Origin of the sequence: Neorhizobium sp. SOG26 (genome assembly GCF_003491345.1) — a bacterium.
Classification (GTDB): domain Bacteria; phylum Pseudomonadota; class Alphaproteobacteria; order Rhizobiales; family Rhizobiaceae; genus Neorhizobium; species Neorhizobium turbinariae.
The window spans coordinates 220754-235840 of sequence record NZ_CP025512.1 but is presented as its reverse complement, the minus strand read 5'-3'; the positions used below and the strand labels follow the sequence as shown (position 1 = coordinate 235840).

Here is a 15087-nt window from a genome sequence, read left to right as displayed (position 1 = left end):
GCCTTTATGCTTGAGCGGAGTGTTTTGATGCCGATTAACGGAACAGCGTGAGCAAGGTTTCCGAAGAGCTGTTGGCGATCGAGAGTGCCTGGATACCAAGCTGCTGCTGCGTCTGCAGAGCCTTGAGGCGGGTCGACTCTTCGTTCATGTCGGCGTCAACCAGCTTGCCAACGCCGGCCTCGATGGAGTCGGTCAGGTCTTCGACGAAGTTCTTCTGCAGTTCGATGCGCTTGTTAAGGGCACCGACGTCAGCAGCGGCGTTGGTCATGTCCTTCAGGGCAGACTCAGTCGCAGCCAGCGTCAGCGACAGAAGGTCCGCGCCCATGCTGGTGATGTCGAAGCTGATCACGCTGCTCGTGGCCTGAACAGCAGCAACCGTCGCACCGAGCGAGTTGGTGTAGGAAACGGTGTGGTACTTCGTCAGGATACCAGCCGTCGTCAAGTGGGTGGTGCCGGTCTGGGCGATCAGCGACGAGCTGCCGGTGTTGTATTCCAGCGTCGTGAGGCTGATGTTGCCGGAGTTGTCACGGTTGAACGAACCAACGATGGCCTGCGTGCTCGCAGTGTTGGTGCCGGTCTGGTGGTAGACCCAGTTCTGGCCTGAGAAGGAAGCAGACTTGGCAATCGACATCAGCTGGTCCTGCAGCTGGTCGATTTCCTTCTGAACCTTGCTCTTGTCGACGCCCGGCTCAGAAGCAGCGGTGATCTTCGACTTGATTTCGTCAACAACCGAGATGGCGTTTTCGAGAGCGGTGTAAGCAACGTCGGTCGTTGCAGCGCCAAGGCCGAGAGCGTCCTTGACGGTGTTCAGTGCCTTGTTGTCCGAACGCATGGTGGTTGCGATCGACCAATAGGCAGCGTTGTCGGAGGCATTTTCAATACGAAAGCCGGAAGACACCCGCTTCTGCGTGGTTTCCATGCCGCTGCTGATGGTGCGGAGGGTGGAAAGTGCAGCCATAGCTGCGTTGTTCGTCAGAATGCTGGTCATGATAGATGGCCCCTACAGTTTGGGTAATAAATGGGGACATTCCGGTTTAGGCCCGGCAAGAAGTGTTCCGCATCATGCTGCCTTGTCGATCTCCATCGACGGTGAGACACACTACTTGAGTGCGCTCAGATAATGCGATCATGGTTAAAGAAGACTTACGGCAATCGAGAATGTGTGAATTCTTCGATTTAACCGCGCGGGAGCGCCATCACCGCCTCAATGTGGAGACGGCTCCTTAGGGGAACAACAGCTTTTCGAGCGGCTATGGCGGCTCTCGCCTCAGCGCCGCCGGGACGCGGATCAGGATGCGCGTGCGACCGGTGTCATCATGCTGGCGTGCAGGTCGCGCAGCACGGGCACGTGAATGTCGGCAGATACGCCGGACAACAGCTTCTCAAAGTAGTCGATGGTGCGCAGCAATCCGTGCTCGATCTTGACGGCTGGCGTCCATTGCAGCTTGGTTTGCGCCAACTCGATATCGGGCTTGCGCTTCATCGGGTCGTCCGTCGGAATCGGTCGGTACACGATCTTCGACTTCGATCCGACGAGACGGATGATTGTCTCGGCGAGCGACGCGATGGTTTGCTCGACCGGATTGCCGAGGTTTACCGGTCCGGTGAAGCCATGTTCGGTCGCCATCATCCGGACCATTCCGTCAACGAGATCGTCGACGAAACAGAAGGAGCGGGTCTGCTGACCGTTCCCGTAGATGGTGATGTCCTTGCCTTCGAGCGCCTGGACGATGAAGTTCGAGACAACCCGTCCATCGTTGCGGTGCATCCGCGGACCATATGTGTTGAAGATACGGATGACCTTGATATCAACCTTGTGCTGGCGGTGGTAGTCGAAGAACAGGGTTTCAGCGCAACGCTTGCCTTCGTCGTAGCAGGAGCGCGGTCCGATCGGGTTCACATTGCCCCAATAAGACTCGATCTGCGGATGGATGTGCGGGTCACCGTACACTTCCGAGGTCGATGCCTGGAGAACCGGGACCCGCAGCCGATGTGCAAGCCCCAGGACATTGATGGCACCCATGACGCTCGTCTTCACGGTCTGCACCGGGTCGAACTGGTAATGAACAGGGGATGCCGGACAGGCAAGATTGTAGATGCGATCCGCCTCGACATGCAGCGGCTGAGACACATCATGGCGCATCATCTCGAAGCGCTTGTTGTCCATCAGGTGGAAGATGTTCTCGCGTCGTCCGGTAAAGTAGTTGTCAACGCACAGGACTTCGTGGCCTGCGTCCAGCAGGACCTCGCAAAGATGCGATCCAATGAAGCCGGCACCACCTGTGACCAAGATCCGTTCAGACATCATTCGTTTCCCACAAGTGGTGTTGATTTCCCTAGAGCTTGGCGATCACCGACTCGATCACGCCAAGATCGGCGAGGCATACCAAATCATTGACGGAGACACTGGTCGGCCGCGGCTCATTCTCATCGAGAAGGAGCCCACCGGGGCTGACGACCGCCGTATAGTCCAAGCCCTTGGCCTGGCAGATGCGGGCGTAACACGCATTGACGTAGTGCGACTGGAACAATTCTACTACACGCGGCCCCTTGGACGCCTGCGAGAACAGCAGGTTGGTCATGCCGGCACCGTGGGCGCCTACGATAACGTCGGCATCCCGGAAAGTGGTGATCTGCTCTTCGACCGTCAGCTTGCCCGGAGTGATGATCTCGAAGCCATACGAGGCCATGAGCTCGCACACGGCGTCCTCGTTGAGGATGCGGCGCGTCGAACCCGCATCCAGGCGGGATGCATAGATCTTTCGCCCGCGCTCGCTTGGCACGTCCACCGCTTGCGCGATCTCTTCGAACTGCGACGTCACGAGGACATGCGGCGCGAATGCGAACTCGCCACCAGTCAGATTGCTCCGAAAGCCTTTGCCGCAGAAGAAGATGTCCGTTTTGTCGAGTTCGAAACGCTCACCTTCGAAGTCGATCGTCGACAGCGTTTGTGACTGCCAACTGTTCAACGCGGGCATCACCGTCACGAACTCTTTCCAGGGGGCGAACTGCCGGAACAGCAGGAGGCTCGCCAGGCACTGGAAGTTCCAATGGTAATAATTATCCGACGCCATGTTGCCGATGACGAGCGCCGGCATATCGCCGTCATAGCGCGACACCGTGGCATCAACCCGCAGCGTCTGTTCCCACGACAGCTGTGGGATCAGATAAAAGGAGTCCTGGACGACCCCCATTTTTTCCGATTTCACGGTGAAGGCGCTGCCCGTTACGACCGTCGTGCCCAGGTCGGAGAAAACGATCTCAGGCGTCTCATACGCTAGCGGTGCGGTCTTCAGAAAGTTCCGGAGGGACTCATCTTCCCCGACATCGTCAGAGACATGTACGGCAGGGTTCCATGCAGGGACCGCGACCTTATCAATGCAGATTGATTGCATCTATGATTCGTTTCAGCGCGTTGTGAACGTGTAATTTAGTTATCGCACGAAACTTGTGCGGGATTGTCCCCGCAGAGCCCATGCCCGAACAGCTACCGCATCCTCAGACGCGGGAGTAGAGAAGGTCCCAGCCGTGAGTGTCGAAGCCCAAGCCCGCTTCGCGGTATCCGCAATCGACCAGGTGCTGCAGGACGGCCGGCTTGCGGTCATGCAGATGGAGGATTTCGAAGGAGATGTTCTTGACGTTAAGCTGGGTCCAGTCGGTGTTGAGAATGATCTCCGCATCAAGACCTTCGATGTCGAGCGCGAGATATTCGACCGGGCGATTGCCAAGTGTGGTCTTCAGGAACTCGCTGAGCGTCATGACCTTCACCGACAAGCTCTTCAGGTCACTCTGCGGGTAGTGTTTCTTCACATGCTCCAAGCTGCATGAAAACACCTGGAAATGCGGACCGTCTTCGGGAGCCCAATAAAAGGTCAGAGACGTGTCGGAGAGATTGTCCGGCACCACGCCCATCTGGAAGATGGCAGCCTGGGGATAATCGACCCAGCACTCCTGCAGCTTCGTGATGTTCACCGGGTTCGGCTCAACCAGAACAACATTTGCGACGTCGGTCTGCGGCAAGCCTTTTACGAACTCGCTGAAGCCGTCACGGAAGTTGGCGCGGGGGTCACGGTCACCTGCCCCCGCCCCAATCTGCACGAAAGTCTTTGCCATTCTTGTTCTCTTTCGGCGAGCGCAGACCCGATCCATGAATCCGCGCAAGCGCCATTGTGTTGAGCAGCCCTGATGACTGCTGAAAATTCCTGACTACTCAGACACAAAAAATGGTTCAGTCCGAGGCGGCAGGACCGGGACGTCGAGGTGGTCAGGCTCCAGGTTCTGGCGCGCACGATCGACCATCATCTCGTAGGCTTTCTCGAGATGCTGACGGAAGCGGTCATGGTCGAACAGCGGCTTGATGCGCTTGTTCTCGACCAGGCGCTCCTTGTAGCTCTTGATCAACTCGCGGTTCTCGTAAAGCTCGACCGCTCTCTGGAAGTAGGCTTCTTCGGACTCGGCAACCAGTTCCGGCAAGCCGATAGCATTCAGCAGGCTTTCGCTGACGCGCGACGCGAAGTGGTTGCCTTTCTTCGTCAGCACCGGGAGATTTGCCCAAAGCTGCTCGGAGGTGGTCGTATGGCCGTTGACCGGGAAGGTATCGAGGCCGAGGTCCGCCAGTCCCATACGGGAGACATGCTCTTCGTAGCTGACGAGCGGCGTGAACTTGATGCGCTTCCGGTTGATGCCAGCGCTCGTGATCTTCTTGATGATATTGTCGTGTGCTTCGTTGCTTGTGCACAGGACCCAGATCATGCTGTCAGGCGTCGCATTGAGGATCCGGATCCACAGCTCGATGTTCTCGGTCGAGATCTTGCGGCTCGCATTCAACGAGGCGAAGACGAACATGTCTTCCGGCAGGTTCGCATCCTTGCGGGTCAGCGGGATCATCTTCGGGCGGTATATCGGGTCGTTCGGCTGGTAGCATTCCGGCAGACGGACGAACTTTTCCCAATAATGCGGCTTTGACTCATCCGGCAGCACGTAGTGGTCACCGATCACGTAGTCGAGATCGATGTTGACGGTCGTTCCGGGGAAGCCGAGCCATGCGACGTGGATCGGGGCTGCCTTGTGGTTGAGGATCGTCGAGCGGCTGAACCTGGTCTGGCCCTTCAGGTCGACGAGGATGTCGATTTCGTGGTCGCGAATGGTCTGCGCCGCCTCTTCGATCGACATGTCCCGGATGTTGACGATCTTGCCCCATTTCTCGCGGATCTCGTCCGGCTCGACGTAGACCTTGTCGGTGTAGCAGAACAAGGTGATGTCGAACTTCTCGCGGTCGTGATGCTCCAGCACGCCGCGAACCAGCTTCATGGTCGCATGTGCTGACCAGAAGTCGCTCGACACATAACCGACACGAATGCGCTTGCCCCACGTGTGGGGCATCTGGCGACGCTCACGTGTGTGGCTCTCCGGTACCGCTGCCGGGTCATGCGCGACAATCTTGTTGATCGCCTCGTCCGGCAACCAGTGCAGGTTATAGAATGGCGACTCGTGCTTGAGGAACTTGAGATCGCCCATCTCGAGAAGACGATCAAGTACAGGCTGATATTTCGCCATGCCGTCGTAGTCGTTCACTTCGCGGCAGGTCACGAGGTAGGACTGGATGAGGAAGGTGCTCTGCGGATAACGCTTCAGCAGGAGGCGCATGATCTGCCGGTCTCGCGCGTCTTCCGGCATGTTGGTCAGAAGCAGGACCGCCAGGCTGTTGTGCTTGGAGTTGTCGCTTTCCGCCAGCACCTTGATGTAGACGCGGACGATGTCCTTGTCCTTTTTGTGCAGGAAGCAGGAGGCGATGTAGAAGGCAAGGTTTGCGTCCCGCTGAGCCTTTTCGGCAAGCGGACGCCCGACGGCAAGCGCATTGTCAAACTCGTTCAGCTCGTACCAGAGCTTCATCGCCTCTTCGCGATAGGCGAACTCTTCCTTGCCGCCGGCTTCCGCCGCGAGCTGGTAGGCGTGCGCTGCTTCCCGCTTCATATCCAGGCATGCCAGCGTCTTGGCCAGAAGGCCATAGGTCGCGGCATCGGCCTGCATGTCCAAGAGCTTGTTCAGGACAGTCAGCGTTTCGGTGTATTCACCCCGCCTGAAGCTTTTCTTGGCTGCGCTGAAGAGAGGGTTCTGGGACACTATCGGACTCCGGTTTCGGCATGACGACATGCAGTCAGGCAGTGCTTTACCGGCTAAAACTTGTGGCAGGCTGGTCTTCTATTCGCTTTGGCTGCTGCGATAGACGTTGCTTCAGTCAACGCAACTTAAAATTTATGCTTAAATATTTATCAACAATTATGGTTCATATTAACCATAGATGACGAGGCGCGGTTAGAAATTTACCAGCAAGGCATGATGCCTATAGTCACTGCCGGTATGTAAATCCGGCATGTCCCACCAGTAATTCGTTTTCAAGAAGGGACTGCGCATGACAAGTATTCTTACTAATAATTCGGCCATGGCCGCCCTTTCCACGCTCCGGACCATTGGTCAGGACATGGAACGGACGCAAAGCAGGATCTCCTCCGGTTACAAGGTCGAAAACGCATCCGACAACGCCGCTTACTGGTCGATCGCAACCACCATGCGTTCGGACAACAAGGCACTGAGCACCGTCAAGGACGCTCTCGGCCTCGGCGCTGCCATCACCGACGTCGCCTATACTGCAATCGAAAATTCCATTTCCGTTGTTGACGAGATCAAGCAGAAGATCACTGCGGCTTCCCAGCCGGGCGTTGACAAGTCCAAGGTCCAGAAGGAAATCGACCAGCTGCAGGACCAGCTGATCTCGATCGCCAAGTCTGCTGCCTTCTCGGGCCAGAACTGGGTCTACCACCAGACCGGCAACAACACTGTCGGCACCCAGGCCATCGTTGGTTCGTTCAACCGCGACAACAACGGCGCCATCAGCCTGACGACGCTGGAATACAACACCGGCAGCTCGTCGCTGATCGCCCAGACCGGTACCACCAACCTAACGAATGCAGGCATCCTGACCAAGCACCATGCGGTCACCTATACCAATTCGGCCGGTGCAACCGCGTCCGTTACGGCGACAAGCAGCGTCATCAGCCTCGACATCAGCACGATGGGTGCCGACCTGCTTTCCATCTCCCTGGCTGCGACCGAGTCTGCGCTGAAGGAAATGACCAACGCCGCTGCCGACATTGGTGCCGTCAACAAGCGCATCGAACTGCAGAAGGCCTTTGTTGAAGATCTGTCTGACTCGATCCAGACGGGTGTTGGCAAGCTGGTTGACGCCGACATGAACGAAGAGTCGACCCGTCTCAAGGCTCTGCAGACGCAGCAGCAGCTCGGTGTACAGGCCCTGTCGATCGCCAACAGCGAAGCGCAGAACATCCTGACGCTCTTCCGCTAATCCCTAGCGCCAAAGCAAAAAATAGCGCCCTCGCGGGCGCTATTTTCGTTTGTGTGACGATCTAATCGACCGAAGCAGCCTTACGTGTTGAAGAACAGGCTGTGGTTCATGTCGGCCAAAACCGCGTCCGTCTGGAAGACGTTGTTGCTACGGTAGTGACTGACGATGGCTTCCTGGTCGTTCGGCTGCGTGAAGTAATCGCGCACTATATCCAGGTAGTTGTCGCGCAGCACCGTGTTCTGCGGGTCGAGGTTGGTCACGAAGACAAGACCGGTCGGCGGCGCATCGACCAACATCACGCGAAGGTCCGGACGATATTTCTGCAGGATCGGCACGATCTTCCAGACGTCACCGGTCCACCAGCCGGGATAGGCCGTATGAGCGCTGTTCTGGTTCGCGAAGTCCATGCTCCGGTGTGCCATGATGTGGTTCAGCGGCAGGCAGTCATGGAGGCAGATCAGCGTGTTGCGGCTGCTGATCCGTTCGGTGTTGTAGAAGTCGCGCAGCAGGTATTCGAAGAGGTGCATCCCGTCCAGGAAGCACATGTCCGGATGACCGCCAAATTCTGCTACGACGTCAACGTCCCGGAAGAACTCATCACTGGTCATCTGGAACAGGCGCGTCTGCTTCTTGTTGGCCGCCACGTTCGCGTTGACGATGAATTCCGGATCGACGCCAAAGGCAATCTCGGCCTTCACGCCGCTGAACGTAATCCCACGCTGAACGCCGACTTCGAGATAGCGCTTGACGTTGCGAAGCGCGGATAGCCTTGCGATCACCTCATTGTAGTGAGTGCCGGGATGCTGTTGCGGTAGAGCTCCTGCCTCCAGGGAGACTATTGCGTTCATGATGGTTATCCTATTCAGATCAAGTCAATTAGCATTTTCTTGCATAGACAGCTTGCGCATAGCTGTTGGAAATCAGTCCGCACTCAGTTCGCGTAGGCCACGGAGTCGATCAGCGATCGCAGGAACATCGACTGACGCCGGCTCGACATGAGACGGAAGCCTTCTTCCGCAAGCTTCTGCCGGCGCTCTTCATCGGCCACGAGTTCAACACAGCGGCTCACGAGTTCGTCGTAGGCCGCGACTTCAAGCCCGCCCCGATAAGGCGCGATCTCCGGATCGCCGGGACGCCCTTCCGTCAGGACGCAGATGCGGTTGGCGAGCAGGTATGACACCCGCACGATTTCGAACACGCCGTTTTCGCAATGCTGGACATTAAGGACGACCTTGGACCGACCGATCGCCGCATCGCGCTCCTCGCCATAGATCCCGAACAGGTGGACCACGTTGAGGCCCTGAGCACGCATCGCGTCAAGAAGCTCACCGCGTCGCTGGGTCATCGAGCCGTAGAACAGGACGTCGATGTCCTTCACCGGTGCATGCTCGATCCGCGTCAGGCGATCGCTGTAGCCGATCTCGAGCGTCCGCACATGATCGAGGCCACGCCGGGCGATCTCCTTGCGGTTGCGCTCGGAATAGTCGACGGTCGGGAATTCCTGCATGATGCTGATATACAGGTTGTTCATCCACTCGCTGCCGGGCAGCACCTGTTCCAGGTTCACGATGACCGATTCCGCCGGAAGCAGCCGTGCGACCTCGGCCGGCAACAAGGTAGCGCCGAATACGATCGGGATGCGTCCGTTGAACTCCTCCATCGAGGTCACAACGGGAGCGGACCCGCCCATTTCCTCGAAGGCACATTGCAGCGTGAAGGCGACTTCCGCGAAGGCCTGCGAATGGACGTAGCCCGGGGGCGAGACAACCCAGATGCAATGCTTGTCTTTGTGGTTCTCCCAGCCGCCTGCAAATGGGCGCAGGTCACGTATTGGCTGTGCGGGATGAGCAGCGACTGGCGCCGCTACGGGGTTCGGTCGGACCGGCGCTGCAGCAGCCTGCTCCGGCTCCGAATCCAGTTCTTCGGACGTGGAGACCTTCTGGAGCACTGCCGACAGACCCGCGATGGCGCGCGGATGACGCGCGACCTGTTCGGCCGCCATGCCAGTCTTGCTAAGTTCAACGCCAAAGGCGCTCGGGATGAAGTTCAAGGCCGCGAGTTCGAAACGGCTCTCCGCGTCCATGTCCTCCGCCATCCGCGCACAGAGCATCTGGAAGGTCAGCTCATTGAAGGCGCGCCGATTGGACGGGTCACCCCAGGCTTCAAGCGAGAGGTCGTATGGCACCGTCACTTCCAGCGTGCCCCCATCCTGAAGCAGGTAGAGGCATGCTTCGATCGCCGCATCGAAGTCGCTCAGCTGCTGCAAGACATTGCGCGCCACGATGCGGCGGAAGCTCCCGCCCGTCAGCTCTACGAAGCCAAACCGTCGGCTGTCGACCGAAAGCATTCCGCCTGGCTTGAAGTTGCTGATGTCGAAGGTAACATCTGCTTCCTGCGATGGCACGCGTCCAATGTTGAATGCGTCAGGCAGAAACGTCGAGGCTCCGACCAGGTTGAGGACCTCGGGCAACAGTGTTTTTGTCACGGAACTGTTCATGGAGCGCTTTCTCTCAGGTTCAGTCGCTCTGTTAGCGGCTCAACCCTGCATAAAGCTTGCGCCCCAGTCCCTGATGAACATTACCTGAAAGAAATATACGCTACCCGAACGAGCGGATCAGGCTTCCGACGAGCAGGTTCCAGCCGTCGATCAGCACGAAGAACAGGATCTTGAACGGCAGCGAGATCGAGGTCGGCGGCAGCATCATCATACCCATGGCCATGGTGATGGCGGCGACGATCATGTCGATCACCAGGAACGGCAGGATGATCAGGAAGCCGATTTCGAAACCGCGGCGGATTTCCGACAGCATGAAGGCCGGGATCAGCACCCGGTAATCGATCGCTTCCGGCGTGCCGACCGACTGGTTGCGCTCGCGGGCAATCTCCACAAAGAGCTGGAGATCGCGGTCGCGGGTGTTGGCCGACATGAAACCGCGGAACGGCTCGGCGATCCGCTGCACGGCTTCCGCTTCCGTGATCTGGTTCTGCAGCAGCGGTTGCACGCCTTCGTTCCAGGCCCGGTCTAAGGTTGGCGACATGACATAGAAGGTCATGAACAGCGCCATCGAGATGAGGATCAGGTTGGAAGGCGCCGAGGCCAGGCCCATGCCGGAGCGCAGGATGGAGAAGGCGATTACGAAGCGCGGAAAGCTCGTGACCATGATCAGGATGCCGGGCGCCACCGAAAGGACGGTCAGAAGACCGAAGGTCCGGATGATCCAGGCCGCTGCAGATCCATCGACCGGCAGGTTCAGAAGATCGGCCGGCGACTGCTGCGCCGCCGCCAGATCTGGCAGGAACGCAAAGGCGACAAGGGCAAAGATCAGCCGAATCATCAAATCAGGACCATGGTGGACATCGCCCTCGATACGCCCCGGCGCGAACGAAGGTCAACACCAGGATCTTGTCCGTGTGCCATTCTTGAACAGGAAGCTTTCGGGTGTGCCCTTGCCGCCCCAGCGGCAGGCGTTGCGGCCTATTCGATCACGAAGGTCCGCAGCATCACCTTGGCGACTTTGCCCTGCGAGCGCAGGTCGACACGCTCCTGGATGTCGTCGCGCAGATACTGGAAGCCGCGCGGCCCCTCGATCTGCTGCAGGGAGACCGTGCGCATGTAAGCCAGGATGTCCTGGTGGATGCTTTCCGCCAGCGGCATTTCCGGCTGGCCCTTGAAGGCAAGCGCCACTTCCAGGCGAACCCAGTTTTCGGAGGGATAGGCCAAGTTGGTGGTGATCGGCTCCAGCATCACGACGCCGCTAGCGGGCGTCGAGATGTGCGGGAGGCCTTCATCCTTCTTGCCGGCTTCGCCATGCGCACCGGCCGCGGCCTCTTCATGCTCGGCGGTTGCCGCGGGCTCCTTCGGCGCAATCATGCCGCCGACGATCCAGCCACCACCGGCGCCGACAAGCGTCAGGATGCCGACGCCTGCGATCAACATGATGCCGGCCTTTTTCTTGGCGCCGCCTTCGGCTGTCTGTGCTTCGTCCGCCATGCTCAATCAAGCCTTCACTAGCAAGAGGTCTTCGCGCTTCATCAGAAGGGCGCGAAGAGATCCACGACCTGCTGGCCGACCGGAGGCTGCTGGACCTCGGTCAGGCGACCGCGTCCGCCGTAGGAGATACGCGCTTCGGCGATCTTGTCGTAGGAGATCATGTTCTGCGAGTCGACGTCCTGCGGCCGCACGATACCGGCGACGTTCAGGATGCGGATCTCGTGGTTGACGCGAACTTCCTGCGAACCGCTGATCAGCAGGTTGCCGTTCTCGAGAATGCCGGTGACGACGGCCGCCACGAGGAGCTTCAGGGTTTCGGAACGCTTGGTCTTGCCCTTGCCTTCCGATTCGCTACTCGAATCGTGGCCGAGGTCGCCCGTGGTTCCGGCTTCCGGCGTCCAGCCAAACAGGTTCGACAGGTTCAGGCCCCAGGTGAGGCTGGTCGAATTCTTGCGGTTGCGCTCGGTTTCGTTATCGAACGAGGCCTTGTCATTGATCTTGATGTCGACGGTGAGAATATCGCCGACGTTCAATGCACGGCTGTCCTTGAAGAGCGCCGCCTGGCTGTCGCTCCACAGCGAATAGCCGCTCGCCAGCTGGCGCGGCTGCTTCGGATAGGAAGACATCTGCGTCGTCTGCGCATATTGCAGGCCGCTGCCGATCGGGCTCATCGACGGGGCGTTACCGATCTCCTTGATCGTCTGGCTCTGGCAGCCTGCCAGAAAAAGAACAGCCGTAACGGCGGAAATGCGCTTCGTCATGAGGGTACTTTCGCGGAATCAGGAGTACGTGCTTTCGACGTAGTGGGATCGGAAGCGCTAGAGATGATGGTGGAGATCATGCCCGCCTTCTGCGGGTCCATCTCGCTCAGGAACAGGGCCGACTGGCGTGCCGGAAGCTGCATGATGATCGCGGCTGCGACATCGAGCTTCATTTCGGCAAGCGCGGGTGCTGCGGCATCCGGCTTCATGGTCTTGTAGATATCGACGAGCCCTGCCTCTGCGCGTGCCAGGAAGTCATTCCGGCGCTTCAGCCAGTCCTGGTATTCGGCGGTGCGCTCTTCAAGCGTCTTGATGCGCTGGTCGACATCGGCCTGCAGCTGGTCGAGCTCCTGCTTCTGCAACAGGTAACGCTGGTCGCGCGCGGCGTCGGCGATGTTGGTGCAGAACTTCTGGATTTCGTCCGCGGTCGAGGTTTCCGAGACAGTCGCCGGCTGCTGAGCGCCAACCTGGCTGACAACGGTCAGGACAGCTGCGGCAGCAAGCACGCGGCGCGCCATCCGCTTGGTGATGGAAATAGTGAACAAGGTCTCGGTCATTGCAGGACGAGCTCCGCTTGAAGGGCGCCGGCAGACTTGATGCCCTGGAGGATGGCGATGATGCCATCGGGCTTGACGCCGATGCCGTTGAGGCCGGCAACGAGGGTGCGCAGGTCCGGTCCGTTGAGGATGGCTACCTGGCCGCCGTCCTTCATCGCCATGATGTCGGTCTGCGGCTGAACCGCAGTTTCGCCGCGCGAGAAGGGCTCCGGCTGGATGATCTGCGGCGTTTCGGTAACCTGGACGGTGAGCGTGCCGTAGCTGACGGCGACGCGGGAAATCTTCACGTCCGCACCGATAACGATCGTACCGGTGCGCTCGTTGATGACGACCTTGGCCGGGGTATCGGCTTCGACGACGAGATTTTCGAGTTCGGCCATCAGGCGCGCCAGATCCGCACTGCGTGGCTTCTGGACCACCACTTCCTGGCTGTCACGCGCTTCGGCAATCGGTCCGCCGTAGCGGCGCTTCGCAAAACTGTTGACGGTGTCCGATACGCGAACCGCCGTCGAAAAGTCGGGGTTGCGCAGTTGCAGGACGAGGTTGACCGAGTCCTTGAACTTCGACGGCAGCTCGCGCTCGATGATTGCGCCGTTCGGAACGCGCGCCGAGGTGGTGACGCCTTCGGTAAGCGTTGCCGCCTGGCCCTGCGCCGAGAAGCCTGACACGACGAGCGCGCCCTGGGCAACGGCGTAGATCTGGCCGTCGGCGCCCGAGAGCGACGTCATCACAAGCGTGCCGCCGCGCAGCGAGGTGGCGTCGCCGAGCGAGCTCACCGTCACGTCGATGCGGCTACCGGGGCTTGCGAACGGCGGCAGGTTTGCCGTGACCATGACGGCCGCGACGTTCTTGGCGTTCGACTGGCTGCCCTGGGTGGAGATGCCGAGGTTTTGCAGCATCGCCCGCATGGATTGGTCGGTGAACGGCGAGGACCGCAGGCTGTCGCCCGAGCCCTGCAGACCCACGACCAGGCCGTAGCCGATCAGCTGGTTCTCACGACCAGCCTGCAGCGAGGCGATGTCCTTGATGCGTGCTGATACGGAATTTGTCTGGCCGACGGCCGGGGCAGTCGCAAGCAAGGCGCCCACCAGCGCGATTGCTGCCATGAAGCAGTTCTTCTTCATTTTGCCACCACTTGTACTGAGCCATCCGCCATGACGGTGCCGCTGACCGTCACTCCGGAATCGATGTTGCGGACGCGGATGAGATCACCCACCGCCGCGTTCTCCAGCGGCGCGCCCTGCGCCGAGATCGTCATGCTGCCGACGGTGAACATCAGCCGGACCGCCTTGCCGCGGGTGACGGCGAAGGCTTCGCGCAGGGCAGAGACCGGGACGGTGCGCCCCGGCAAGAGCGTGCGCTTGGCCACCATGCCGACGACCTGGCGCGTCTTGGTGGTGTAATCGCCGGTGAGGTGGGGATTGGTCACCTCGACCTCCTGCACCATGCCCGGCATGATTTCCTCGCCGGGATAGATGGTCTGGGTCGGAACAACCGCGGTGCGCACCTGCGCGGCGGCCGGTGCGAAGGACGCGGCGGCGACCAGCGCTGCCATCAGCAGTCGTGCCGCGCCCGCACCAATCATGTTCATCCGGCGAAACATCATGTCTGCCTGTCTCCTGGTCTTACTTCAGGTTCTTGCTGACGATCGAAGCCATCTCATCTGCGGTGGTGATGACCTTGGAGTTCATCTCGTAGGCGCGCTGGGCAGAGATCAGGTCCGTGATCTCGCGCACCGCATCCACGTTGGAGCCTTCCAGGTATCCCTGCTTCAGGTAACCGAAGCCCGGATCTTCCGGAGCCGCCACGATCGGCTCGCCAGAGGCGGCCGTCTGCTGGAACAGGTTGTCGCCGAGCGGCTTCAAACCGGCTTCGTTGACGAAGTTGGCGATCGTCAGCTGGCCGATTTCCGTGAAGTCCGGATCGTTGCCGATACGGACCATGACCTGGCCGGTGCGGGTGATCTTGGTTTCGCTGACATCAGCCGGGAAGGTGATGTTCGGAACAACGGCGTAACCGTCGATCGTTACCATCTGGCCTTCGGCATTCTTGTTGAAGGTGCCGGCGCGGCTGTAGAGCGTCTGCCCGTCCGGGGTCTGGATCTGGTACCAGCCACGGCCCACGATCGCGACATCGAGGTCGTTTTCCGTGTGCGTCAGCTCACCCTGGGTGTGGATGTTGCGGACCGCCGAGGTCTGCACGCCGAGACCGATGTTGGCACCTTCCGGCACGATCGCCTGGTTGGCACGGTTCGGCACGCCGCCGGCACGTTCGGTCTGGTAGAGCAGATCGGAAAACTCGGCGCGAGCGCGCTTGAACCCGGTCGTGTTGATGTTGGCGATGTTGTTCGCGATGACCTCGAGATTGGTCTGCTGGGCTTCCATGCCCGTGGCTGCGACGGAAAGCGCTCTCATG

The 15087-nt window shown here is 59.6% G+C and carries 15 protein-coding genes; 1 reads left to right on the top strand and 14 read right to left on the bottom strand.

Annotated features, from left to right (window positions below; all coding sequences use genetic code 11):
* Window positions 1–34: 34 nt before the first annotated feature.
* From CYG48_RS01155 to CYG48_RS01135, 5 genes are all read right to left on the bottom strand, one after another.
* Entirely contained in the window at window positions 35–988 is a 954-nt protein-coding gene (locus CYG48_RS01155; RefSeq protein WP_118848708.1) for a flagellin N-terminal helical domain-containing protein, read from the bottom strand.
* Between the two features lie 300 nt (window positions 989–1288).
* Window positions 1289–2305: a UDP-glucuronic acid decarboxylase family protein gene (locus CYG48_RS01150; RefSeq protein WP_118851413.1), complete on the bottom strand. Its 1017-nt coding sequence runs from the start codon at window positions 2303–2305 to the stop codon at window positions 1289–1291.
* A gap of 31 nt (window positions 2306–2336) precedes the next feature.
* Window positions 2337–3395, bottom strand: a complete 1059-nt coding sequence (locus tag CYG48_RS01145; RefSeq protein WP_118848707.1) for a glycosyltransferase family 61 protein — start codon at window positions 3393–3395, stop codon at window positions 2337–2339.
* 103 nt (window positions 3396–3498) lie between these two features.
* Window positions 3499–4113 carry an FkbM family methyltransferase gene (locus tag CYG48_RS01140; RefSeq protein WP_199925180.1) on the bottom strand — a complete coding sequence of 205 codons (615 nt, stop codon included), beginning with the start codon at window positions 4111–4113 and terminating at the stop codon, window positions 3499–3501.
* 93 nt (window positions 4114–4206) lie between these two features.
* On the bottom strand, window positions 4207–6123 hold the full coding sequence (locus tag CYG48_RS01135; RefSeq protein WP_118848705.1) for an O-linked N-acetylglucosamine transferase, SPINDLY family protein: 1917 nt from the start codon (window positions 6121–6123) through the stop codon (window positions 4207–4209).
* 289 nt (window positions 6124–6412) lie between these two features.
* On the opposite strand from CYG48_RS01135, the gene CYG48_RS01130 reads away from it, so the two are divergent.
* Window positions 6413–7363, top strand: coding sequence for a flagellin N-terminal helical domain-containing protein (locus CYG48_RS01130; protein ID WP_118848704.1), 951 nt, complete (start codon window positions 6413–6415; stop codon window positions 7361–7363).
* Window positions 7364–7443: 80 nt separating this feature from the next.
* On the opposite strand, the gene CYG48_RS01125 is transcribed toward CYG48_RS01130, so the two are convergent.
* From CYG48_RS01125 to flgG, 9 genes are all read right to left on the bottom strand, one after another.
* A complete protein-coding gene (locus CYG48_RS01125; RefSeq protein WP_150132677.1) occupies window positions 7444–8211 on the bottom strand; it encodes a class I SAM-dependent methyltransferase in 768 nt (255 codons plus the stop codon).
* A gap of 83 nt (window positions 8212–8294) precedes the next feature.
* Window positions 8295–9860 (bottom strand): glycosyltransferase, encoded by a 1566-nt coding sequence (locus tag CYG48_RS01120; RefSeq protein ID WP_118848702.1) that lies wholly within the window; start codon window positions 9858–9860, stop codon window positions 8295–8297.
* A gap of 100 nt (window positions 9861–9960) precedes the next feature.
* Window positions 9961–10698, bottom strand: a complete 738-nt coding sequence (fliP, locus tag CYG48_RS01115) for a flagellar type III secretion system pore protein FliP (RefSeq protein WP_118848701.1) — start codon at window positions 10696–10698, stop codon at window positions 9961–9963.
* Window positions 10699–10838: 140 nt separating this feature from the next.
* A complete protein-coding gene (locus CYG48_RS01110; RefSeq protein ID WP_118848700.1) occupies window positions 10839–11354 on the bottom strand; it encodes a flagellar basal body-associated FliL family protein in 516 nt (171 codons plus the stop codon).
* A gap of 41 nt (window positions 11355–11395) precedes the next feature.
* Window positions 11396–12115: a flagellar basal body L-ring protein FlgH gene (gene flgH / locus CYG48_RS01105; protein ID WP_118848699.1), complete on the bottom strand. Its 720-nt coding sequence runs from the start codon at window positions 12113–12115 to the stop codon at window positions 11396–11398.
* Window positions 12112–12672 carry a MotE family protein gene (locus tag CYG48_RS01100; protein WP_118848698.1) on the bottom strand — a complete coding sequence of 187 codons (561 nt, stop codon included), beginning with the start codon at window positions 12670–12672 and terminating at the stop codon, window positions 12112–12114. The genes flgH and CYG48_RS01100 overlap by 4 nt, the downstream gene beginning before the upstream one ends.
* Window positions 12669–13796 (bottom strand): flagellar basal body P-ring protein FlgI, encoded by a 1128-nt coding sequence (locus tag CYG48_RS01095; protein WP_199925178.1) that lies wholly within the window; start codon window positions 13794–13796, stop codon window positions 12669–12671. Before CYG48_RS01095 ends, CYG48_RS01100 begins: the two co-directional genes overlap by 4 nt.
* On the bottom strand, window positions 13793–14278 hold the full coding sequence (gene flgA / locus CYG48_RS01090) for a flagellar basal body P-ring formation chaperone FlgA (protein WP_118848697.1): 486 nt from the start codon (window positions 14276–14278) through the stop codon (window positions 13793–13795). The genes CYG48_RS01095 and flgA overlap by 4 nt, the downstream gene beginning before the upstream one ends.
* A gap of 19 nt (window positions 14279–14297) precedes the next feature.
* Complete coding sequence (gene flgG, locus CYG48_RS01085) at window positions 14298–15086, bottom strand: flagellar basal-body rod protein FlgG (protein ID WP_118848696.1); 789 nt, start codon at window positions 15084–15086, stop codon at window positions 14298–14300.
* Window position 15087 lies beyond the last annotated feature (1 nt).

Coding starts and splice junctions, on each gene's coding strand:
- CYG48_RS01155 (WP_118848708.1), bottom strand. CDS start 988: ATGACCAGCATTCTGACGAACAACGCAGCTATGGCTGCACTTTCCACC.
- CYG48_RS01150 (WP_118851413.1), bottom strand. CDS start 2,305: ATGTCTGAACGGATCTTGGTCACAGGTGGTGCCGGCTTCATTGGATCG.
- CYG48_RS01145 (WP_118848707.1), bottom strand. CDS start 3,395: ATGCAATCAATCTGCATTGATAAGGTCGCGGTCCCTGCATGGAACCCT.
- CYG48_RS01140 (WP_199925180.1), bottom strand. CDS start 4,113: ATGGCAAAGACTTTCGTGCAGATTGGGGCGGGGGCAGGTGACCGTGAC.
- CYG48_RS01130 (WP_118848704.1), top strand. CDS start 6,413: ATGACAAGTATTCTTACTAATAATTCGGCCATGGCCGCCCTTTCCACG.
- CYG48_RS01125 (WP_150132677.1), bottom strand. CDS start 8,211: ATGAACGCAATAGTCTCCCTGGAGGCAGGAGCTCTACCGCAACAGCAT.
- CYG48_RS01120 (WP_118848702.1), bottom strand. CDS start 9,860: ATGAACAGTTCCGTGACAAAAACACTGTTGCCCGAGGTCCTCAACCTG.
- fliP (WP_118848701.1), bottom strand. CDS start 10,698: ATGATTCGGCTGATCTTTGCCCTTGTCGCCTTTGCGTTCCTGCCAGAT.
- CYG48_RS01110 (WP_118848700.1), bottom strand. CDS start 11,354: ATGGCGGACGAAGCACAGACAGCCGAAGGCGGCGCCAAGAAAAAGGCC.
- flgH (WP_118848699.1), bottom strand. CDS start 12,115: ATGACGAAGCGCATTTCCGCCGTTACGGCTGTTCTTTTTCTGGCAGGC.
- CYG48_RS01100 (WP_118848698.1), bottom strand. CDS start 12,672: ATGACCGAGACCTTGTTCACTATTTCCATCACCAAGCGGATGGCGCGC.
- CYG48_RS01095 (WP_199925178.1), bottom strand. CDS start 13,796: ATGAAGAAGAACTGCTTCATGGCAGCAATCGCGCTGGTGGGCGCCTTG.
- flgA (WP_118848697.1), bottom strand. CDS start 14,278: ATGATGTTTCGCCGGATGAACATGATTGGTGCGGGCGCGGCACGACTG.
- flgG (WP_118848696.1), bottom strand. CDS start 15,086: ATGAGAGCGCTTTCCGTCGCAGCCACGGGCATGGAAGCCCAGCAGACC.